This window comes from Streptomyces sp. CB01249 (genome assembly GCF_001905735.1).
Lineage (GTDB): Bacteria > Actinomycetota > Actinomycetes > Streptomycetales > Streptomycetaceae > Streptomyces.
Genome location: NZ_LISW01000006.1, coordinates 139,840 through 160,946 on the forward strand (window position 1 = coordinate 139,840; position 21,107 = coordinate 160,946).

The following is a 21,107-nucleotide window of genomic DNA, read 5'->3' on the forward strand; positions in this document are numbered from 1 at the left end:
CACGCGAGTGCCTCCCCGGGTCGTTTGCGCGGTGTGAGCGAGAAGAACGAACAGGGTAAGAGGGCCGCGCGAGACCGGCTGATCCAGCAGCGCGAGCAGGCGAAGGCGCGCGACCGCCGGCGCCGCACGTTGATCGTGTCCACGGCCGTGGTGGGGGTCCTGGGCCTGGCCGCCGTCGTCGGCGTGATCGCGGCGAACACCGACGGCAAGAGCGACAAGTCCAAGGCGTCCGGACCCGCCGTCGCCCCGTCCGGGGCGACCGGCAAGGACGCCCTGGCCATCCGGGTCGGCGCGGACGACGCCCCGTCCACCCTCACCATCTGGGAGGACTTCCGCTGCCCGGTCTGCGCCCAGTTCGAGACCGCGTTCCGCGACACGATCCATGAGATGGAGCGCGACGGCCAGATCAAGGTCGACTACCACCTCGCCACGATCATCGACGGCAACATGGGCGGCAGCGGCTCCCTCAAGGCGGCCAACGCGGCCGCCTGCGCGCAGGACGCCGGGAAGTTCTCCGCGTACCACGACGTGCTGTACAGCAACCAGCCGGCGGAGACCGACGACGCCTTCGGCGACAACGACAAGCTGATCGAGCTCGCCAAGAAGGTCCCCGGTCTCGACACGCCCGGCTTCCGCGGCTGCGTCGAGGACGGCAAGCACGACGCGTGGGTGCAGAAGTCCAACAAGGCCTTCAGCGACGGCGGCTTCCAGGGCACTCCGACGGCCCTGCTCAACGGGGAGTCGATCTTCCCGAAGAAGGGCGACGAGGCGATCACCGTGGCCAACCTGAAGAAGTGGGTCGCCGAGGCCAACAAGGGCAAGAAACCGGCCACCCCCACGGCCACGCCGTAGGGCCCGGAGGCCGGCTCCGACGGGGCCGGCCGGGGGAATCGATGGCCCGCTCGTTACCCAGACGTTGCCGGGCGGGTTGTCCTCCCTCCCGTCCGGCAGGGTAGCGTCGACGCTGCCATGAACCTTGCCTACATTCCCAGCCCGTCGACCGGCGTGATCGATCTCGGACCGATCCCGCTCCGCGGCTACGCGTTCTGCATCATCATCGGTGTCTTCGTCGCCGTCTGGTTCGGCAACAAGCGCTGGATCGCCCGAGGAGGCACCGCCGGCACCGTTGCCGACATCGCCGTCTGGGCCGTGCCCTTCGGGCTCGTCGGCGGCCGGCTCTACCACGTCATCACCGACTACCAGCTGTACTTCAGCGAGGGTGAGGACTGGGTCGACGCCTTCAAGATCTGGCAGGGCGGCCTCGGCATCTGGGGTGCGATCGCGCTGGGCGCGGTCGGTGCCTGGATCGGCTGCCGCCGCCGCGGGATCCCGCTGCCCGCCTGGGCCGACGCCCTCGCCCCCGGCATCGTCCTCGCCCAGGCGTGCGGCCGCTGGGGCAACTGGTTCAACCAGGAGCTGTACGGCAGGGAGACCCACGTCCCGTGGGCGCTGAAGATCAGCGACGGCCCGAACCGGGTGGCCGGCACCTACCACCCGACGTTCCTGTACGAGTCGCTGTGGTGCGTCGGCGTGGCGCTCCTGGTGGTCTGGGCCGACCGCCGCTTCAAGATGGGCCACGGCCGGGTGTTCGCGCTGTACGTCGCGGCGTACTGCGCCGGGCGCGCGTGGATCGAGTACATGCGGGTGGACGAGGCGCACCACATCCTGGGCCTGCGGCTCAACGTGTGGACGGCGCTGATCGTGTTCGTGCTCGCGGTGACGTACATCGTGATCTCGGCGAAGCTCCGCCCGGGCCGCGAGGAGATCGTCGAGCCCGGGGCGCCGGAGGCGCCGGAATCCTCGGACAAGGCGGACGAGGCCAAGTCGGACGAGCCGGAGGCCGTGGAGGCGGAGGCCGATGCGAAGCCGGACGCCGACGCGGATGCGGACGCGGACGCGCCGAAGGCGGACGGTACGGCGGAGGCCGCGAAGGGCTGACGCCGCGCGCTAGCTGAGTGAGGGGCCGCCGAGGTTTTGGGCGGCCCCTCACCCATTTACAGCCCGTCCGGCGATTGAGGACAAAGCGGTCAGGTGGAGCGCCAGGTCACCGCTTCCGCTGGGCCAGCGCCAGCGTCCGCCGCGCCTGCGCAACCACCGCCGCGTCGACGAAGCGGCCGTCCGGGAGGGCCTGGGCGCCCGCCTGGTCGCGGGCCGCCTCCACGATTTGCCAGGCCGCTTCGACCTCCTGCGGTGTGGGGCGGAAGGCGCGTTCGATCACCGGGAGCTGGCGGGGGTGGATCGCCGCCCGGCCCAGGAAGCCCAGGGCCCGGCCGTGGGCGCAGGAGGTCCAGAGGCCGTCCAGGTCCCGGACGTCCGCGAAGACCGACTGCGTGGGCGGCGCCAGGCCCGCGGCCCGAGCGGCGACCACCACCCGGCTGCGCGACCAGTCGAGCCCCGCGTCCTCCCGTACGCCCAGATCCGCGCGGAGGTCCGCCTCGCCCAGGGCGATGGCCTGGACCTGGGGGTGGGCGGCGGCCACCGAGTACGCGTGCTCGATGCCGAGCGCCGACTCCAGGAGCGGGCACAGGGCCACCCCGGGGGCCCGCGCCGCGATGTGGTGCACGGACGCGGCGTGGGTGATCTTCGGCAGCCGCAGCCCGCCGAGCCCCGGCAGCCCGGCGAGCGCCAGCACGTCCGCCTCGTCGTTGACCCGCACGTGCACGGGCGGCGCCGCGCCGGACGGCGGGTCCGACAGCAGCTCCACCGTCGCCGCGCGGGCGTACTCCTTGCGGTCGGGGGCGACCGCGTCCTCCAGGTCCACGATCACCACGTCCGCCCCCGAGGCGGCCGCCTTGCGCACGACGTCCGGCCGGTCCCCGGGCACGTACAGCAGGGTGAGGGGGGCCGCCGCGCTCACAGCACCCGCTCCGCCCGCAGCGCCGAGATCTCGGGCCCGCTCAGCCCCAGCTCGGTCAGGATCTCCTCGGTGTCGGCCCCGTGCGGGCGGCCCGTCCAGCGGATCGCTCCCGGGGTCCGGGAGAGCCGGAAGAGGACATTCTGCATCCGCAGCGGGCCCAGCTCCGGGTCGTCCACCTCGGTGACCGTGTCCAGCGCCCGGTACTGCGGGTCCTCCATGACGTCCCGTACGTCGTGGATGGGCGCGATGGCGGCCTCCGCCTTCTCGAACGCGGACAGGGCCTCCTCCCGGCTGTGCCGGGCGATCCAGTGGCCCACGGCCTCGTCCAGCTCGTCGCTGTGCTCGGCGCGGGTGGCGCCCGAGGCGAACCACGGCTCCTCGATCAGGTCCGCCCGCCCGACCAGCCGCATCACCCGCTCCGCGACGGACTGCGCGGAGGTGGAGACGGCCACCCACTCCCCGTCCGAGGTGCGGTAGGTGTTGCGCGGGGCGTTGTTGCGCGAGCGGTTCCCGGTGCGCGGCTGTACGTAACCGAGCTGGTCGTACCAGAGCGGCTGCGGGCCGAGCACGGTCAGGATCGGCTCGATGATCGCCATGTCGACCACCTGCCCCTCGCCGGTCCGGTCGCGGCCGGCGAGGGCGGCCATCACCGCGTACGCCGTGGCGAGCGCGGCGATCGAGTCGGCCAGGCCGAACGGCGGCAGGGTCGGCGGCCCGTCCGGCTCCCCGGTGATCGCCGCGAAGCCGCTCATCGCCTCGGCGAGCGTCCCGAAGCCGGGCCGGTGGGAGTACGGGCCGAACTGGCCGAAGCCGGTGACGCGCACCAGCACGAGCCGGGGGTTGACCGCGTGCAGCTCGTCGGGCCCGAGCCCCCAGCGTTCCAGCGTGCCCGGCCGGAAGTTCTCGATGATCACGTCGGTGTCCGCGGCGAGCCGCAGCAGCAGATCGCGGCCCTCCGGGGCGGACAGGTCGAGCGTCAGGTTGCGCTTGTTGCGGCCGAGGAGCTTCCACCACAGGCCCACGCCGTCCTTCGCGGGCCCGTGGCCCCGGGAGGGGTCGGGGCGGACCGGATGCTCGACCTTGATCACCTCGGCGCCGAAGTCGCCCAGCATGGTCGCGCAGAGGGGGCCCGCGAAGAGCGTGGCGAGATCGACCACCCGCAGTCCGGTGAGCGGCGGCGCCGCGGGGGCGCTCACGCGCCGTCGATTTCGCTGCGGTACGGCATGGAGACCGAGGCGCCCGGCTTCTGCACGCAGAGCGCGGCGGCGGCCGAGGCCCAGGCGACGGCCTGCGGGACCGGGCGGCCCTCGCCGATCGCCACGGCCAGGGTGCCGACGAAGGTGTCCCCGGCGCCGGTGGTGTCGACGGCGGTCACGTCCGGGGCCGGGAAGTGGATGGTGCGGCTGCCCCGGGCCGCGTACAGGCTGCCCTTCGAGCCGAGCGTGATGAGCACCGCCGGGACCTGGCCGAGCAGGATCTCCGCCGCCGCGTGCGGGTCGTCGTAGCCGGAGAGTTCCGCGGCCTCGTGCTCGTTGGGGACCAGCAGGTCGACGTGGTCGAGGAGCTCGGAGGGCAGCTCCTGCACGGGGGACGGGGTGAGCACGGTCCGTACGCCCTGGGCGTGACCGGCGCGGGCGCCCTCGATCACGGCGGACATCGGCAGCTCCAGCTGGAGCAGCAGCAGATCCGCCTCGGCGATGGCGGCCACCTCGCCCGGGCCGAGCGCGGTCATGGTGCCGTTGGCGCCGGGGATGACCACGATCGCGTTGGAGCCCTTGGCGTCGACCACGATGTGGGCGGTGCCGCTGGGGCCCTCGGCGGTGTGCAGCAGGTCGGTGTCGACGCCGGAGTGCTCCAGGTTCTCCCGCATCCGTACGCCGTACTCGTCGTCGCCCACCGCGCCGATCATCAGCACGTCTCCGCCCGCGCGGGCGGCGGCGACGGCCTGGTTGGCGCCCTTGCCGCCGGGGATGGTGCGGAACTCCCGCCCGGTGACGGTCTGACCGCGTTCCGGAGCCCGGTCGACGTAGGCCACAAGATCCATATTGGTGCTGCCGAGCACCGCGATTCTGGTCATGGGCGGAGTGCCTCCTCGTGGGTGAGCCGATGGGTCAGGTCGGCCAGGGTGTCGAAGCCGGTCCCGTCGAAACCGGGGACGGACGTGGCGAGCCGGTTCTTCAGCGGGGTGGTCCACCGGTCGGGCAGCGCGTCCGGCCGCCCGGCGAGCAGTCCGGCGAGCGAACCGGCGGTCGCGCCGTTGGAGTCGGTGTCCCAGCCGCCGGACACCGCCTTGCAGACGGAACCGGTGAAGTCGCCGTCGGCGTGGGTGAGGGCGGCGGCCAGCAGGGCCGCGTTGGGCAGCACATGCACCCAGTGATACCTGCCGTACGCCGCGTGCAGCCGGTCCACGACCGTATCGAAGTCCCGTTCCTCGCGGGCGGCTTCGATGCCGTCGCGTACCGCCGCCGCGAACCGCGAGCGCGGCGGCACCACGCGCAGCCCGGTGGCCAGGCAGCCGTGCACATCGGTCTCGCCGCCGGCCGCCTCGGCCAGCGCCGCCGCCGTGAACATCGCGCCGTAGACGCCGTTCCCGGTGTGGGTGAGGACCGCGTCGCGGTACGCCTGTTCCGCCGCGCCCGCAGGGTCGCCGGGCCGGGTCCAGCCGTGCACGTCGGCCCGGATCTGCGCGCCGATCCACTCCCGGAACGGGTTGCGGTGCCGGGCGGTGTCCGGGGGCTCGATGCCGTCGAGCAGATTGCGGTACGCGACCCGCTCGGCGGTGAACGTACGCCCCGCCGGGAGCTCGTCCAGCCACAGCCGGGCCAGGTCCGCCGTGGTGAACGCGGCGCCGTGCCGCTGGAGCAGCAGGAGGGTCAGCAACGGGTGGTTGAGGTCGTCGTCCTCGGGCATCCCGTCGATGTTCTCGGCGAGCGAGGTGGCCGCGGAGCGCCGGTTCCACGGGTAGGTGGCGGCCAGCGGGGCGGGCAGGCCCCGGGCGGTGAACCAGGTGTTCAGCGGCCAGTTGCCGGTGGCCCGGGCCAGGGCGCGGATGCCTTCCAGCGGCAGCTTCTCGACCGGCTTGCCCAGCAGGCAGCCGGCGGCGCGGCCCAGCCAGGCCGCGTGCAGCCGCTCCGGGCCGGCCGGCCGCACGTCCCGGGCATGCGGCCACTGCGGGCAGGCGGCCCGGATCTCGTCCAGGCCGTCCGGCTCGTCACCGGCCAGCGGGGATTCCAGCAGGGCGAGTTCGTCCAGCAGCCGTTCGGCGACCGCGCGCAGCCCGGGCGGGGCGCCGGGGTCGGACGCGCCCGCGCGCTCCGGGGCGGGGGAGCCGCCGGCCTCGTACCACCGGCGGGCGAGGGCGCGCGCGTCGCGGCCGTCCTCGGCGGCCTGCCGCAGCTCGTGGCCCACCAGGTCCTCCGGCTGCACCCAGGTCACCCGCACCGCCGTGGTCACGGGGTGCCCGCCAGCGTCGCGAAGGCGGCCTCGTGGGCGCGGCGGCGGGCGGTGTCCCGGGCGAACACCTCGCGGGCCACCTCGGCCAGCGTCCGGGCCGGGGCGCGCAGATCGAGGCGGCTGGCCTCCGCGACCGTCGCGGCCCAGTCGGCGGGGACGGCGCTCTCGCCGTGCAGGGCGCCCGCGAGCGCGCCGCTCATGGTGGCGATCGAGTCGCAGTCGCGGCCGTAGTTGACCGAGCCGAGGACCGCCTGCCGGTAGTCCCCGTCGGCGGCGAGCAGCATGCCGAGGGCGACCGGCAGCTCCTCGATCGCGTGCAGCCGGGACGGGCGGCGGGCGCCGAGCGAGGGGGCGCGGTAGTCGGGGCCGACGGTGTCGAAGGGGGCGACGGCCGCGCGCAGCGGGACGAGCGCCGACTCGACGTCCCGGTGGCGGGAGGCCGCCTCGCAGACGGCCTCGATCGCGGCGCGGGTGCCGTCCTTGGCGAGCGCCAGGCACGCCTCCACGACCGTGGCGGGCGTCGCCCCGGGCGCGCAGGCGGCGGCGACCCCGGCCGCGAAGACGCCCGCCGCCTCCCTGCCGTAACTCGACTGGTGGGCGCCCGCGACGTCGATCGCCTCGGCGTACGCCGCCTGCGGATCGGCGGCGTTCACCAGGCCGACCGGCGCCATGTACATCGCCGCACCGCAGTTGACGATGTTCCCGGAGCCCGCCTCGCGCGGGTCGACGTGCCCGTAGTGCAGCCGGGCGACGATCCACTTCTCCGCGAGGAAGACCCGCTGGAGCGGCAGCGCCTCGGCCTCCAGCTCCGGAATCCAGCGCGGTTCGCCGATCATCTCCGGGACGAGGTGGTCGGCGACCGCGTACGCGTCGAGGTGGCCGCGCACCTTCCCGTACACCCGGACCAGCGCGTGCGTCATCAAGGTGTCGTCGGTGACGTGCCCGTCGCCCTTGTGGTACGGGGCGATCGGGCGGGCGGTGCGCCAGTCGTCGCCGTCCCAGGGGCCGACGATCCCGGTGATCCTGCCGCCGTGCCGGGCCGTGATCTGCTCCGGGGAGCGGCCCTCGACCGGGCCGCCCAGCGCGTCGCCGACGGCGGCGCCGACGAGGGCGCCGGCGATCCGGTCATCGAGCGTGGGCGCCCCGGGAGTCGCGGGCGTCGTGGCTGTCGTGGGGGAGGGGGACGTCGTGGGCGCCAGGGGCACGGTGGATGTCATGTCCGAATTGTCCACCCGTGGGGGCCGGTTCCGTGGCTGCCAGCAGTCCGGCGAGTTCCACCAGATCCGTGCCGGCGAACCGGGGGAGCGCGCAGCCGGCCAGCGTCCGGCAGGTCTCCCGCCAGCCGTCCGGCACGGAGCCGATGGTGCCCAGCGCCCCGGTCAGCGCCCCGGCCAGGGCGGGCGCGGAGTCCGCGACCCGGGACAGGCAGGCCGCCGCGGGCACGGCCTGCGCGATGTCGCCCCGGGACGCGGTGGCCAGGGCGAGGGCGACCGGTACGGTCTCGGCGGCAGCGATCCCGTAGCTGTAGACGTGGTCCACGATCTGGTGCTCCAGGACCGGGACGAGCGCGAACGCCCCGGCCCGCTCCCCGGCGAACTCCCGGGCGATCCGGACCGCGTGGGCCGCGTTGCGGGCGATCTCGGTGCCGTCCGGGAGCTGGGCCAGCGCCGCGTCGACCGCCGTGTCCACGTCCGCCCCGCCCAGCGCCTCGGCGCTCGCGGCGGCCATGGCCCGCGCCCCGTGCACCCCGTCGCCGTCCTGCGTGAAGCGCGCGTCGAACTCCGCGAGCTCCGCCGCCGCTTGCGGGTCGCCCGGGTGGACGACCGCCAGCACGGCCGCCCGTACGCACGCCGCGTCGTCGAAGTAGTGCGGATTGTCGTGCCCGGTGGCGGGCGGCCGCAGCCCGGCGGCGAGGTTCCCGAGCCCGGCCCGTACCGAGATCCGGGCCCGCAGCGGCAGCACCGCCGCCTCCACCTCGGTCGCGCGCGCCGCGGCGGCGGCGACCTCGGCGGCGAGCGCGTTCCAGGCCCCGGAGACGGCGGCGCGCACCCGCCCCGGTCCGGGGGCCGCCAGCACGGTCGCCGCCGCGAACGCCGCCCACTCGGCGTCGTCGGACGGCCCGAGCCGCAGCGGCTCGGGCGGCTGGTTGAGGGCGATGGGCACGGGGAGGGTGGTCGTCGCGTTCTGCTCGGCGAAGGCGTCCAGCTCCCGGGTCAGCCGCCGGGTCCACTCCGGCATCCGGGCCGCCCGGTGCCGGGCCGCGGGCCACCCGGCGGCGTCCCCGGCGGCCAGCCCGACGAGCAGCCCCTCGATCCGGGCGCGTCGCGTGCCGCTCATCGCCGCACCGCCCCTTCGCCACCGGCTTCGCCGTCCGCCGCGCCCGGCGCCAGCAGGTCCGCGATGTCCACCACGTGGTATCCCCGCATCGACGGCAGGCAGCTGCCGCGCACCGGGCCGATCGCGTCCGACCAGAGGCGCGGGATCGCCGACGCGCCGTGCAGCGCGCCGGAGAGGGCGCCCGCCACTGCGGCCGTCGTATCGGCGTCGCGGCCCATGTTGACGGCCATGAGCACCGCCGTACGGAAGTCGCCGCGCGCCGCCGCGAACGCGCCGAAGGCCAGGCCCACCGCCTCGGGGGCCAGGTCCGTCCAGGGGTAGCCGCCGACCACCACGGCCGAGCGGACCGCGCGTTCACCGGTGAGGCGGTCGGGGTACGGGCGCTGCGCCGCCGTCACCGCGCGGCGCAGGGAGCGGGCCGTCCAGGAGTCCATGGGGACGACCGAGAGCGCGGCGGCGATCACCGAGGTGACCGAGGCGCCGGACATCGCGGCGGCCACCCCGGCGGCCACCGCCTGGCCGCCGTAGATGCCCTCGCCCTCGTGGCTGACCCGGCCGTCGACCGCGACCAGCCGGGCCGCCTCGGCGGGGCGGCCTGCCGCGAAGACGCCGAAGGGCGCGGCGCGCATCGCCAGGCCGTCGCTCCACGCGTGCCGGTGCTGGGCGGAGATCGGCGCGGCCAGGCCCCGGCGCAGGTTCTCCAGGGTGCCGCGCTCGCTGAAACCGGCGCCCCGGAACGGCCCCTCGTCCAGATCGGCGATCCACAGCCGCCAGGCCCGCTCGACATCGGTGACGGTGAGCTCCGAGCCGTGCCGGGCCAGCAGCAGCCCGGAGAAGATCGCGTACTCCGTGTCGTCGGTGCCCGCCGGGTCGTCGCTGACGAAGCCCTCGATCCGGCCCCAGCGGCGGCGGATCTCGGAGGGCCGCATGTTCTCCGCCGGGGCGCCGAGCGCGTCGCCGACCGCGAGGCCGAGCAGCGCGCCCCTGGCCCGGTCGACGGGCCCGCCCGGTTCCGGATCCTCCGTAAGCCGTGCCGTCTGTGTGCCGCCCGCCCGCGGCGCCGTCGGATTTCCTGCGACCGTCTCCATCGCGTCGACCCTTCGCTCGTACCGAGCCAGTACTCGTGCCTGTGGGATCCGTTCCACGCCGAGCCCGGACGAAGGCCGGTTACGCACACAAAAGGGCCACTCGGATGACGCCTTCCGGACAGCAAGGCAAGCCGTACCTATCCGGTTACGCAGGGTGGTAAGTACGGCCTGCCTTGCTGGCAGGAGCGATTTTTCGTGCGTATTTTCGATGGTGTCGAGCGGGGGCGGGCGGGTAGGAGGCCCGTCTCCGGAACACCCGGACCAGGGGAGAGGGATAAGTCGTGGCCATCATCGAGACCGAAGCCGTACTGCACGAGGCGCACCGGGACAACCACACCCACCGTGACGTCAACGGCGGCTGGCTGCGCCCCGCGGTCTTCGGTGCGATGGACGGCCTCGTCTCCAACCTGGCCCTGATGACCGGCGTCGCCGGCGGCGACGTCTCGCACCGCACCATCGTCATCACCGGCCTCGCCGGACTGGCTGCCGGCGCCTTCTCCATGGCGGCCGGCGAGTACACCTCCGTGGCCTCCCAGCGCGAGCTGGTCGAGGCCGAGCTGGACGTCGAGCGGCGCGAGCTGCGCAAGCACCCCGTGGACGAGGAGCGGGAGCTCGCCGCGCTCTACGCGTCCCGGGGCGTCGAGCCCGCGCTCGCCCGCGAGGTCGCCCGCCAGCTCTCGCGCGACCCGGAGCAGGCCCTCGAAATACACGCCCGCGAGGAGCTGGGCATCGACCCGGGCGACCTGCCGTCGCCCCTGGTGGCCGCCTTCTCCTCGTTCGGCGCCTTCGCGCTGGGCGCCCTGCTGCCGGTGCTGCCGTTCCTGCTGGGGGCGAGCGCGCTGTGGCCGGCCGTGCTGCTGGCGCTCGCCGGGCTGTTCGGCTGCGGCGCGGTGGTGGCCCGGGTGACCGCCCGCAGCTGGTGGTTCAGCGGACTGCGCCAGCTGGCGCTGGGCGGCGCGGCCGCCGCGATCACGTACGGCCTGGGCGCCCTGTTCGGCGTGGCCATGGGCGGCTGACCCCGCCCGCTTCTCCCTCGCGCTTCCTCCGCGTAACGGGCCGGTTCACGCAATCGGCCCGTTACGCGTACGCCACGCGTGTGACGTACGTCTTGGCCCGCGCCTCTGGGCGCGACCACGCCGCGCACCGTAAAATGAGTCTCTATGCAGGGCTGCACATAAGTAGCCACTACCCGGCGGTTTCGTTTTCCCCGCCACCGGGCATGAGCCGTAGACACCGCAGGCAACGACGCCTGCTCTCCGCGTCTCCCGGGCGCCGATCCTCCGACAGCGACCCACTCCACCGTCGTCGACGGTGTCCGCATGTTGGAATGGTTCATCCGCTTTTTGAGAAGCGCCCCATCATGTAATCTGCACGAAATTTCGCAGAGGGCCAACGTCGTCCCTCGGCACTGCATATGCCACGACGACGACGGGAGAGCCGATGCGCACCGACGCCTGGTCGCCCATGGACGGTCGCCCCGCCCCCCAGGGGATGTACGACCCCCGCAACGAGCACGACGCCTGTGGCGTGGGGTTCGTAGCCACTCTGACCGGTGTGCCCGGCCACGAGATGGTCGAGCAGGCTCTGACCGTGCTCCGTAACCTCGAACACCGCGGTGCCACCGGATCGGAGCCCGACTCCGGTGACGGTGCCGGCATCCTGCTCCAGGTCCCGGACACGTTCCTGCGCGCCGAGGTCCCCTTCGCGCTCCCCGAGGCCGGTGGCTACGCCGTCGGCATCGCCTTCCTGCCCGCCGACGACTCCACCGGGGCCGTCCGCGAGCTGGAGAAGATCGCCGGCGAGGAGGGCCTGACGGTCCTCGGCTGGCGCGAGGTCCCGGTCACCCCGGACATCCTCGGCAACGGCGCCCGCGCCACCATGCCCGAGTTCCGCCAGCTCTTCGTCTCGGACGGCGAGAGCACCGGCATCGCCCTGGACCGCAAGGCGTTCCTGCTGCGCAAGCGCGCCGAGCGCGAGGCCGGGGTCTACTTCCCGTCGCTCTCCGCCCGCACCATCGTCTACAAGGGCATGCTCACCACCGGTCAGCTGGAGCCCTTCTTCCCGGACCTCTCCGACCCCCGGTTCGCCACCGCGGTCGCCCTGGTCCACTCGCGCTTCTCGACCAACACCTTCCCGAGCTGGCCGCTCGCCCACCCGTACCGCTTCGTCGCGCACAACGGCGAGATCAACACGGTCAAGGGCAACCGCAACTGGATGAAGGCCCGCGAGTCCCAGCTCGCGTCCGGCCTCTTCGGCGACGCGCCGCTCGACCGGATCTTCCCCGTCTGTACGCCGGACGCCTCCGACTCCGCGTCCTTCGACGAGGTCCTGGAGCTGCTCCACCTCGGCGGCCGCTCGCTGCCGCACTCGGTGCTGATGATGGTCCCCGAGGCGTGGGAGAACCACGACTCCATGGACCCGGCACGCCGCGCGTTCTACCAGTACCACTCCGCGATGATGGAGCCCTGGGACGGCCCGGCCTGCGTCACCTTCACCGACGGCGTCCAGGTCGGCGCGGTCCTCGACCGCAACGGTCTGCGCCCCGGCCGCTACTGGGTCACCGACGACGGCCTCGTCGTGCTGTCCTCCGAGGTCGGCGTCCTGGACATCGACCCGGCCAAGGTCGTCCGCAAGGGCCGCCTGCAGCCCGGCCGCATGTTCCTCGTGGACACCGCCGAGCACCGCATCATCGAGGACGACGAGATCAAGGCGTCCCTCGCTGCCGAGCACCCCTACCAGGAGTGGCTGGAGAGCGGTGAGATCGAGCTGGAGGACCTCCCCGAGCGGGAGCACATCGTCCACACGCACGCCTCCGTCACCCGCCGCCAGCAGACCTTCGGGTACACCGAGGAGGAGCTGCGCGTCATCCTCGCCCCGATGGCCCGCACCGGCGGCGAGCCCCTGGGCTCCATGGGCACCGACTCGCCGATCGCCGCGCTCTCGGCCCGCCCCCGGCTGCTGTTCGACTACTTCACCCAGCTGTTCGCGCAGGTCACCAACCCGCCGCTGGACGCCATCCGCGAGGAGCTCGTCACCTCGCTGCGCTCCGTGCTCGGCCCCTCGGGCAACCTCCTGGAGCCGGGCGCCGCGTCCTGCCGCAGCGTCGCGCTGCCCTTCCCGGTGATCGACAACGATGAGCTGGCCAAGCTCATACACATCAACGCCGACGGTGACATGCCGGGCATGAAGGCCGCCACGCTCTCCGGCCTCTACCGGGTGCACGGCGGCGGCGACGCGCTGGCCGCCCGGATCGAGGAGATCTGCACCGAGGTCGACGCCGCCATCGAGGACGGCGCCCGCCTCATCGTCCTCTCCGACCGGCACTCCGACGCCGAGCACGCGCCGATCCCGTCGCTGCTGCTCACCTCGGCCGTCCACCACCACCTCATCCGCACCAAGCAGCGCACCCAGGTGGGCCTGCTGGTCGAGGCCGGGGACGTCCGCGAGGTCCACCACGTCGCGCTGCTGATCGGCTACGGCGCCGCCGCGGTCAACCCGTACCTCGCCATGGAGTCCGTCGAGGACCTGGTCCGGGCCGGCACCTTCATCGAGGGCATCGAGGCCGAGGACGCCATCCGCAACCTGATCTACGCGCTGGGCAAGGGCGTCCTGAAGGTCATGTCCAAGATGGGCATCTCCACGGTCGCCTCCTACCGCGGCGCCCAGGTCTTCGAGGCGGTCGGCCTCGACCAGTCCTTCGTGGACCGCTACTTCAACGGCACCGCCACCAAGATCGGCGGCGCCGGTCTCGACGTCGTCGCCAAGGAGGTCGCCGCCCGGCACACCAAGGGCTACCCCGCCTCCGGCATCTCCGCCTCGCACCGCGCGCTGGAGATCGGCGGCGAGTACCAGTGGCGCCGCGAGGGCGAGCCGCACCTGTTCGACCCGGAGACGGTCTTCCGCCTCCAGCACGCCACCCGCAACCGCCGGTACGACATCTTCAAGAAGTACACGGACCGGGTGAACGAGCAGTCCGAGCGGCTGATGACGCTCCGCGGCCTGTTCGGCTTCACCTCGGACCGCCCCTCGATCGACATCGAGGAGGTCGAGCCCGTCTCGGAGATCGTCAAGCGGTTCTCCACCGGTGCCATGTCCTACGGCTCCATCTCGCGCGAGGCCCACGAGACCCTCGCCATCGCGATGAACCAGCTGGGCGGCAAGTCCAACACCGGTGAGGGCGGCGAGGACGCCGACCGGCTCTACGACCCGGCCCGCCGCTCGTCCATCAAGCAGGTCGCCTCCGGCCGCTTCGGTGTCACCAGCGAGTACCTGGTCAACGCGGACGACATCCAGATCAAGATGGCCCAGGGCGCCAAGCCCGGCGAGGGCGGCCAGCTGCCCGGCCACAAGGTCTACCCGTGGGTCGCCAAGACCCGGCACTCCACCCCGGGCGTCGGCCTGATCTCCCCGCCGCCGCACCACGACATCTACTCCATCGAGGACCTGGCTCAGCTGATCCACGACCTCAAGAACGCCAACCCGCAGGCCCGCATCCACGTGAAGCTGGTCTCCGAGGTCGGCGTCGGCACCGTCGCGGCGGGCGTCTCCAAGGCGCACGCGGACGTGGTCCTGATCTCCGGCCACGACGGCGGCACGGGCGCGTCCCCGCTCACGAGCCTCAAGCACGCGGGCGGCCCCTGGGAGCTCGGCCTCGCCGAGACCCAGCAGACCCTGCTGCTCAACGGCCTGCGCGACCGCATCGTGGTGCAGACCGACGGCCAGCTCAAGACCGGCCGCGACGTCGTCATCGCCGCGCTGCTCGGCGCCGAGGAGTTCGGTTTCGCGACCGCGCCGCTCGTCGTCTCCGGCTGCGTCATGATGCGCGTCTGCCACCTCGACACCTGCCCCGTCGGCATCGCCACCCAGAACCCGGTGCTGCGCGACCGCTTCTCCGGCAAGGCCGAGTACGTCGTCAACTTCTTCGAGTTCATCGCGCAGGAGGTCCGCGAGCTCCTCGCCGAGCTGGGCTTCCGCACGATCGAGGAGGCCGTCGGCCACGCCGAGCTGCTGGACACCGACCGCGCCGTCACGCACTGGAAGGCGCAGGGCCTGGACCTCGCCCCGCTGTTCTACGTCCCCGAGCTGCCCGAAGGCGCGGTCCGGTACCGGAGCACCGAGCAGGACCACGCCCTCGACAAGGCCCTCGACAACGAGCTGATCAAGCTCGCCGCCGACGCCCTCAAGGCCGACAGCCCCGAGGCCGCCCAGCCGGTCCGCGCGCAGATCGCGATCCGGAACATCAACCGGACCGTCGGCACGATGCTCGGCCACGAGGTCACGAAGAAGTTCGGCGGTGCGGGCCTGCCCCAGGACACCATCGACATCACCTTCACCGGCTCCGCGGGCCAGTCCTTCGGCGCCTTCCTGCCCAGCGGGGTCACCCTGCGCCTGGAGGGCGACGCCAACGACTACGTCGGCAAGGGCCTGTCCGGCGGCCGCGTCGTCGTCCGCCCCGACCGCGGCGCCGACCACCTCGCCGAGTACTCCACGATCGCGGGCAACACCATCGCCTACGGCGCGACCGGCGGCGAACTGTTCCTCCGCGGTCGCACCGGTGAGCGCTTCTGCGTCCGCAACTCCGGCGCCACCGTCGTCTCCGAGGGCGTGGGCGACCACGGCTGCGAGTACATGACCGGCGGCCACGCCGTGGTGCTCGGCGAGACCGGGCGCAACTTCGCGGCCGGCATGTCCGGCGGTGTCGCGTACGTCATCGACCTCAACCGCGACAACGTCAACGCCGGCAACCTCGGCGCGGTCGAGGAGCTGACCGACACCGACAAGCAGTGGCTGCACGACGTCGTGCGCCGCCACCAGGAGGAGACCGGCTCCACCGTCGCCGGGAAGCTCCTCGCCGAGTGGGACACCTCGGTGGCCCGCTTCAGCAAGATCATCCCGTCCACCTACAAGGCAGTGCTCGCCGCCAAGGACGCCGCTGAGCTCGCCGGTCTCTCCGAGCAGGAGACCACCGAGAAGATGATGGAGGCGGCGACCAATGGCTGACCCCAAGGGCTTCCTGACCACCGGCCGCGAGGTCGCGCAGACCCGCCCGGCCGGCGAGCGCGTCAAGGACTGGAACGAGGTCTACGTTCCGGGCTCGCTGCTCCCGATCATCAGCAAGCAGGCCGGCCGCTGCATGGACTGCGGCATCCCGTTCTGCCACAACGGCTGTCCGCTCGGAAACCTCATCCCCGAGTGGAACGACTACGCCTACCGCGAGGACTGGACCGCCGCGTCCGAGCGCCTGCACGCCACGAACAACTTCCCGGAGTTCACCGGGCGGCTCTGCCCGGCGCCCTGCGAGTCCGCGTGCGTGCTCGGCATCAACCAGCCGGCCGTCACCATCAAGAACGTCGAGGTTTCGATCATCGACCAGGCGTGGGACCGCGGCGACGTAACCCCGCAGCCGCCGGAGCGCCTGTCCGGCAAGACCGTCGCCGTCATCGGCTCCGGTCCGGCCGGCCTCGCCGCCGCCCAGCAGCTCACCCGGGCCGGTCACACGGTCGCCGTCTACGAGCGCGCGGACCGCATCGGGGGCCTCCTCCGGTACGGCATCCCCGAGTTCAAGATGGAGAAGTCGCACATCAACCGCCGCATCGAGCAGATGCGCGCGGAGGGCACCAAGTTCCGCACCGAGACCGAGATCGGCCGGGACATCGACGCCGCGAAGCTGCGCCGCCGCTACGACGCCGTGGTCATCGCCGCCGGTGCCACCGTCTCGCGCGACCTGCCCGTCCCGGGCCGGGAGCTGAACGGCGTGCACTACGCGATGGAGTACCTGCCGCTCGCCAACAAGGTGCAGGAGGGCGACCTGACGGTCTCCCCGATCACCGCCGAGGGCAAGCACGTCGTCGTCATCGGCGGCGGCGACACCGGCGCCGACTGCGTCGGCACCGCGCACCGCCAGGGCGCCCTGTCCGTCACCCAGCTGGAGATCATGCCCCGGCCGGGCGAGGAGCGGAACGCCAACCAGCCCTGGCCGACCTTCCCCATGCTCTACAAGGTCACCTCCGCGCACGAGGAGGGCGGCGAGCGGGTCTACTCCGTCTCGACCACCCACTTCGAGGGCGACGAGGACGGCAACGTCCAGGCCCTCCACCTGGTCGAGGTGGAGTTCAAGGACGGTAAGCTGGAGCAGAAGCCCGGCACCGAGCGGGTCATCCCCGCGCAGCTGGTCACGCTCGCGATGGGCTTCACCGGCACCGACCAGGCCAACGGTCTGGTCCAGCAGTTCGGTCTGGAGCTCGACGAGCGCGGCAACATCGCCCGCGACCAGGACTACGCGACCAACGTCGACGGCGTCTTCGTCGCCGGGGACGCGGGCCGCGGCCAGTCCCTCATCGTGTGGGCCATCGCCGAGGGCCGCTCCGCGGCACGCGGCGTGGACCGCTTCCTGACCGGAGCCAGCGCCCTGCCGGCCCCGATCCGCCCGACGGACCGTGCCCTGACGGTCTGATACGGCACACAGACGTCCCGCACAACGGCGTGCGGAACTGAACGCGGCGCCTGCCCGTCCCCGACCGGACGAATCGGCAGGCGCCGTGGCGCATTCGGAGGCAGGCGACTCAGGCGGTCAGCGCCAGCGCGCAGGTCGCCGCCGCCGTCGCCGTCACCGCGAGGACCAGGCCGGTCAGCGCGAAGCGCCGTACCCCGATCCGCGTCCCCTGGAACCGGCACCGCTCGAACCACAGCAGCGTCGCCAGCGACCCCCACGGGGTGACCAGCGGGCCCGCGTTGACCCCGATCAGCAGGGCCAGCAGCTGATGGTGGTTGTCCGCCGGGACGACCGCCTCGCCCGCCACGTACGCCGGAAGGTTGTTCAGTACGTTGGCGAGCCCCGCGCCCACCCCGGCGGTGCGGAGCATGCCCGCGAGGCCGTCGTCCGAGCCGAGCGCCCGCACCAGCAGCTCGTGCAGCCCGTGCGCGTTGACGGTCTCCACCACCAGGAACATCCCCGGCACCAGGACGAGCAGCCGCCACGGGATCAGCGAGAGCCGCAGCTCCTCGCGCCGCCGCACCGCGTACGCCACCACCACGACGACCATCGCCACCAGCGAGGCCGACCACAGCGGCACGTCCACCACCAGGATCGCCAGCAGGAACCCGGCGCACGCCACCGAGCAGACCCCCAGCAGCACCCGGTCCTCGGGCGAGGGCACCGGCGGCGGGGTGTACGTGTCGGCGCCCCGCCGCCCCCGGCGCCAGTAGAAGACCCACAGGCACAGCGCCGTCATCCCGATCGCGGCCAGCTGCGGCAGCCACATCACGGCGGCCAGACCGGCCGGGGACAGCGCCACCCGGTCCGCCGCCAGCAGATTGGTCAGATTCGATACGGGGAGCAGCAGGCTCGCCGTGTTGGCCAGCCAGACCGTGGTCATCGCCAGCGGCACCGCCGCGATGCCCACCCGCCCGGCCAGCGCCAGCATCACCGGGGTGAGCAGCACGGCCGTCGTGTCGAGGTTCAGGGTGATCGTGGTCAGCGAGGCGAACGCCACGCACAGCGCGAACAACAGCGGATACCGCCCGCGCCCGGCCCGCGCCACCCACGCCGCGACCACGTCGAAGACCTGCGCCCGGCCCGCCAGCTCCGCCAGCACGATCACCGTCGCCAGGAACGCGAGCAGCGGCCCGATGCGCCGCAGCTGGTCCTGCGCGGGCCCGGACGGCAGCAGCCCGGTCGCCGCGAAGACCACTCCGAGCAGGAGCAGACCGCCGGCCAGCCAGTCCAGGGGATGCAGCCGCCGCACCAGGGCACGCGAGCGCTCCGTGAAGTGATCATTCCGCATGCGCTCATCGTGTCAGACCCGAATACCTGACAGAGGATGACGGGATTCTCCGGTTCCATGGCCTCATGACCACCAGCACCTGGACCGACTTCCGCACCGCCGAGCCCGACTTCGCCGACACCGTGCGACGGCGGTTCGCGCCGTACAAGCACCATGTCCTCGCCACCCTCCGCAAGGACGGGTCGCCCCGGCTCACCGGCCTGGAGGTGGACTTCTGGGAGGACGAGCCGCACCTCGGCATGATGCCGAACTCCCGCAAGGCCCTCGACCTGCGCCGCGACCCCCGCTTCTGCGTGCACGCCAACCCCGGGCCCGACGCCGAGATGGCCGACGGGGACGTCCGGATCTCCGGGCGCGCCGTCGAGGTGACCGACCCCGCCGTCCTCGCCCGCTTCATCGGGGAGCGCACCCCGCCCGAGCCCTTCCACCTGTTCCGCGTCGAGCCCACCGAGGTGGTGCGCGTGGGCCTGGAAGGAGGCGACACGCTCGTCATCAGCACCTGGCGTCCCGGCCGCCCGCTGCGCACGATCCGACGGGGCAACGACGACTGACCGACCCTCCTCCCGACATCCGGCGGCGGCTCGTGCTACGGTGGTCGTGTTGCAGTTTTGGTACCCATGAACTTTATGTGCGCCTGACGGGAATGCTTCGTCAGGCGCTTTATTGTTTTCCGGCTTTCTCCGGATGGGGCTCAATGCGGCGACTTGGAATTCGTAAAGTGCGAATTTCCGGCACTGCACCTCCTTAGGAGATCGACATGGCTACTGGAACCGTGAAGTGGTTCAACTCTGAAAAGGGCTTCGGCTTCATCGAGCAGGACGGCGGCGGCGCCGACGTCTTCGCCCACTACTCGAACATCAACGCCCAGGGCTTCCGTGAGCTCGTCGAGGGCCAGAAGGTCAGCTTCGACGTCACGCAGGGCCAGAAGGGCCCGCAGGCGGAGAACATCGTCCCGGCCTAATTTTCGCCGGACGCGTACCTCGCAGCCGGGGCCCGCACCATCAAGGTGCGGGCCCCGGCTCGTGCTGTCCCAGGAGGACAATCCCGATATGACCCGCTCCGAACGCCAGGACCGTCCCGCTCGCAACCGCCCGTCCAGGGCGCGCGGCACGGACCGGGCACAGGCAACCGCACAGGGTTCCGGCAAGGGAACCGGAAAGGCGTCGCCCCGTCGCAGGGCCACGCCGCCGCAGGGCGAATTCGCGCTGCCCGAGACCATCACCCCCGCACTGCCCGCCGTCGAGGCGTTCGCCGAGCTGGACATGCCCGCAGCCCTGCTGAAGACCCTTGCCGCGCAGGGCGTGACCGAGCCGTTCCCGATCCAGGGCGCCACGCTGCCCAACTCGCTGGCCGGCCGTGACATCCTCGGCCGGGGCCGCACCGGCTCCGGCAAGACCCTCGCCTTCGGGCTCGCGCTCCTGGCCCGCACCGCCGGCCGCCGCGCCGAGCCGAAGGCACCGCTGGCCCTCGTCCTCGTCCCGACCCGCGAGCTCGCCCAGCAGGTCACCGACGCGCTGACCCCGTACGCCACCTCGGTCAACCTGCGCCTGGCCACCGTCGTCGGCGGCATGTCGATCACCCGGCAGTCCGCCACGCTGCGGCGCGGCGCCGAGGTGCTGGTGGCGACCCCGGGCCGGCTCAAGGACCTCATCGAGCGCGGCGACTGCCGCCTGGACCAGGTCGCGATCACGGTCCTGGACGAGGCCGACCAGATGGCCGACATGGGGTTCATGCCCCAGGTCACCGCCCTGCTCAAGCAGGTCGAGGCGGGCGGTCAGCGGATGCTGTTCTCCGCGACCCTGGACAAGAACATCGACCGCCTGGTCAAGATGTTCCTGACCGACCCCGTCGTGCACTCGGTCGACCCGTCCGCCGGTGCGGTCACCACCATGGAGCACCACGTCCTCCATGTCCTGGACGAGACCGACAAGAAGGCCGTCGCGACCCGGATCGCCGCCCGCGAGGGCCGCGTGATCATGTTCGTGGACACCAAGCGCGCGGCGGACCGTTTCGCCAAGCGGCTCCTCGCCAGTGGGGTACGCGCTGCCGCGCTGCACGGCGGGCGCTCGCAGCCGCAGCGCAACCGGACCCTGGACCAGTTCAAGAACGGCCAGGTCACGGCCCTCGTCGCGACGAACGTGGCGGCCCGTGGCATCCACGTGGACGACCTCGACCTCGTCGTCAACGTGGACCCGCCCACCGACCACAAGGACTACCTCCACCGGGGCGGCCGCACCGCCCGGGCCGGGGAGTCCGGCAGTGTCGTCACCCTCGTCCTGCCCGACGAGAAGCGCGACATGACCCGTCTGATGCGCGACGCGGGCATCGACCCGCGCACCACGCGCATCCGCTCCAGCGACGAGGAGCTGACCCGCATCACGGGCGCCCGCGAACCGTCCGGGGTCGCGGTGGTCATAGAGGTTCCGCAGCCGACGCAGCCGAAGCCGCGGCCGGCGGGAGCCCGCTCGGGCAGCCGGGGCCGAGGCCGGGGGGCGGGTGCGTCCCGGGGCTCCGCCCCACGGACAGGGGCCGCTCGCGGAAGCGCACAGCGCACCCGCCGCGCCGCGTAACACCCGTCGCCGGAGGGGC

At 72.9% G+C, this 21,107-nt stretch carries 16 protein-coding genes; 8 read left to right on the top strand and 8 right to left on the bottom strand.

The annotated features are described in order from the left end of the window. The first annotated feature begins 33 nt into the window (after window positions 1-33). Together AMK18_RS25505 and lgt are read left to right on the top strand one after the other, a co-directional pair. The gene (locus AMK18_RS25505; RefSeq protein ID WP_018104505.1) at window positions 34-852 is read left to right on the top strand and encodes a thioredoxin domain-containing protein; all 819 of its coding nucleotides are present in this window, start codon (window positions 34-36) and stop codon (window positions 850-852) included. A gap of 117 nt (window positions 853-969) precedes the next feature. Further along, a complete protein-coding gene (gene lgt / locus AMK18_RS25510; RefSeq protein WP_073864631.1) occupies window positions 970-1,938 on the top strand; it encodes a prolipoprotein diacylglyceryl transferase in 969 nt (322 codons plus the stop codon). 106 nt (window positions 1,939-2,044) lie between these two features. On the opposite strand, the gene AMK18_RS25515 is transcribed toward lgt, so the two are convergent. From AMK18_RS25515 to AMK18_RS25545, 7 genes are read right to left on the bottom strand one after another with little or no spacing between them, the layout of a single operon-like run. Next, entirely contained in the window at window positions 2,045-2,857 is an 813-nt protein-coding gene (locus AMK18_RS25515) for an HpcH/HpaI aldolase/citrate lyase family protein (protein WP_073864632.1), read from the bottom strand. After that, window positions 2,854-4,053 carry a CaiB/BaiF CoA transferase family protein gene (locus tag AMK18_RS25520; RefSeq protein ID WP_073864633.1) on the bottom strand — a complete coding sequence of 400 codons (1,200 nt, stop codon included), beginning with the start codon at window positions 4,051-4,053 and terminating at the stop codon, window positions 2,854-2,856. The genes AMK18_RS25515 and AMK18_RS25520 overlap by 4 nt, the downstream gene beginning before the upstream one ends. Then, window positions 4,050-4,934: a ribokinase gene (rbsK, locus tag AMK18_RS25525; protein ID WP_073864634.1), complete on the bottom strand. Its 885-nt coding sequence runs from the start codon at window positions 4,932-4,934 to the stop codon at window positions 4,050-4,052. The genes AMK18_RS25520 and rbsK overlap by 4 nt, the downstream gene beginning before the upstream one ends. Continuing rightward, complete coding sequence (locus AMK18_RS25530) at window positions 4,931-6,310, bottom strand: ADP-ribosylglycohydrolase family protein (protein WP_073864635.1); 1,380 nt, start codon at window positions 6,308-6,310, stop codon at window positions 4,931-4,933. The genes rbsK and AMK18_RS25530 overlap by 4 nt, the downstream gene beginning before the upstream one ends. Then, complete coding sequence (locus AMK18_RS25535; protein WP_073864636.1) at window positions 6,307-7,527, bottom strand: ADP-ribosylglycohydrolase family protein; 1,221 nt, start codon at window positions 7,525-7,527, stop codon at window positions 6,307-6,309. The genes AMK18_RS25530 and AMK18_RS25535 overlap by 4 nt, the downstream gene beginning before the upstream one ends. Further along, window positions 7,436-8,647, bottom strand: a complete 1,212-nt coding sequence (locus AMK18_RS25540; RefSeq protein WP_073864637.1) for an ADP-ribosylglycohydrolase family protein — start codon at window positions 8,645-8,647, stop codon at window positions 7,436-7,438. The genes AMK18_RS25535 and AMK18_RS25540 overlap by 92 nt, the downstream gene beginning before the upstream one ends. After that, window positions 8,644-9,735, bottom strand: a complete 1,092-nt coding sequence (locus tag AMK18_RS25545; protein WP_073864638.1) for an ADP-ribosylglycohydrolase family protein — start codon at window positions 9,733-9,735, stop codon at window positions 8,644-8,646. The genes AMK18_RS25540 and AMK18_RS25545 overlap by 4 nt, the downstream gene beginning before the upstream one ends. A gap of 281 nt (window positions 9,736-10,016) precedes the next feature. Between AMK18_RS25545 and AMK18_RS25550 the strand changes: the two genes are divergently transcribed. The 3 genes from AMK18_RS25550 to AMK18_RS25560 all read left to right on the top strand — a co-directional run bounded on the left by AMK18_RS25550 (window position 10,017) and on the right by AMK18_RS25560 (window position 17,188). Next, window positions 10,017-10,751 (top strand): VIT1/CCC1 transporter family protein, encoded by a 735-nt coding sequence (locus AMK18_RS25550; protein ID WP_018104514.1) that lies wholly within the window; start codon window positions 10,017-10,019, stop codon window positions 10,749-10,751. 424 nt (window positions 10,752-11,175) lie between these two features. Next, the gene (gene gltB, locus AMK18_RS25555) at window positions 11,176-15,735 is read left to right on the top strand and encodes a glutamate synthase large subunit (protein ID WP_018104515.1); all 4,560 of its coding nucleotides are present in this window, start codon (window positions 11,176-11,178) and stop codon (window positions 15,733-15,735) included. Beyond that, the gene (locus AMK18_RS25560) at window positions 15,728-17,188 is read left to right on the top strand and encodes a glutamate synthase subunit beta (RefSeq protein ID WP_018104516.1); all 1,461 of its coding nucleotides are present in this window, start codon (window positions 15,728-15,730) and stop codon (window positions 17,186-17,188) included. The genes gltB and AMK18_RS25560 overlap by 8 nt, the downstream gene beginning before the upstream one ends. Before the next feature lie 109 nt (window positions 17,189-17,297). On the opposite strand, the gene AMK18_RS25565 is transcribed toward AMK18_RS25560, so the two are convergent. Then, window positions 17,298-18,518 (bottom strand): SLC13 family permease, encoded by a 1,221-nt coding sequence (locus AMK18_RS25565; protein ID WP_073864639.1) that lies wholly within the window; start codon window positions 18,516-18,518, stop codon window positions 17,298-17,300. 65 nt (window positions 18,519-18,583) lie between these two features. Here AMK18_RS25565 and AMK18_RS25570 point away from each other — a divergent pair, with 65 nt between their 5' ends. The 3 genes from AMK18_RS25570 (at window position 18,584) to AMK18_RS25580 (ending at window position 21,088) form a co-directional block, all read left to right on the top strand. Next, window positions 18,584-19,069, top strand: coding sequence for a pyridoxamine 5'-phosphate oxidase family protein (locus AMK18_RS25570; RefSeq protein WP_018104518.1), 486 nt, complete (start codon window positions 18,584-18,586; stop codon window positions 19,067-19,069). Window positions 19,070-19,275: 206 nt separating this feature from the next. Beyond that, window positions 19,276-19,479 carry a cold-shock protein gene (locus AMK18_RS25575; protein WP_018104519.1) on the top strand — a complete coding sequence of 68 codons (204 nt, stop codon included), beginning with the start codon at window positions 19,276-19,278 and terminating at the stop codon, window positions 19,477-19,479. 88 nt (window positions 19,480-19,567) lie between these two features. Then, window positions 19,568-21,088 carry a DEAD/DEAH box helicase gene (locus tag AMK18_RS25580; protein WP_073864640.1) on the top strand — a complete coding sequence of 507 codons (1,521 nt, stop codon included), beginning with the start codon at window positions 19,568-19,570 and terminating at the stop codon, window positions 21,086-21,088. The last annotated feature ends 19 nt before the right edge of the window (window positions 21,089-21,107 follow it).

Bases quoted from the DNA above. Each gene is read 5' to 3' on its own strand.
- AMK18_RS25540 (WP_073864637.1), bottom strand. From the start codon at position 8,647: ATGAGCGGCACGCGACGCGCCCGGATCGAGGGGCTGCTCGTCGGGCTG.
- AMK18_RS25570 (WP_018104518.1), top strand. From the start codon at position 18,584: ATGACCACCAGCACCTGGACCGACTTCCGCACCGCCGAGCCCGACTTC.
- AMK18_RS25560 (WP_018104516.1), top strand. From the start codon at position 15,728: ATGGCTGACCCCAAGGGCTTCCTGACCACCGGCCGCGAGGTCGCGCAG.
- gltB (WP_018104515.1), top strand. From the start codon at position 11,176: ATGCGCACCGACGCCTGGTCGCCCATGGACGGTCGCCCCGCCCCCCAG.
- AMK18_RS25565 (WP_073864639.1), bottom strand. From the start codon at position 18,518: ATGCGGAATGATCACTTCACGGAGCGCTCGCGTGCCCTGGTGCGGCGG.
- AMK18_RS25580 (WP_073864640.1), top strand. From the start codon at position 19,568: ATGACCCGCTCCGAACGCCAGGACCGTCCCGCTCGCAACCGCCCGTCC.
- rbsK (WP_073864634.1), bottom strand. From the start codon at position 4,934: ATGACCAGAATCGCGGTGCTCGGCAGCACCAATATGGATCTTGTGGCC.
- AMK18_RS25535 (WP_073864636.1), bottom strand. From the start codon at position 7,527: ATGACATCCACCGTGCCCCTGGCGCCCACGACGTCCCCCTCCCCCACG.
- lgt (WP_073864631.1), top strand. From the start codon at position 970: ATGAACCTTGCCTACATTCCCAGCCCGTCGACCGGCGTGATCGATCTC.
- AMK18_RS25575 (WP_018104519.1), top strand. From the start codon at position 19,276: ATGGCTACTGGAACCGTGAAGTGGTTCAACTCTGAAAAGGGCTTCGGC.
- AMK18_RS25545 (WP_073864638.1), bottom strand. From the start codon at position 9,735: ATGGAGACGGTCGCAGGAAATCCGACGGCGCCGCGGGCGGGCGGCACA.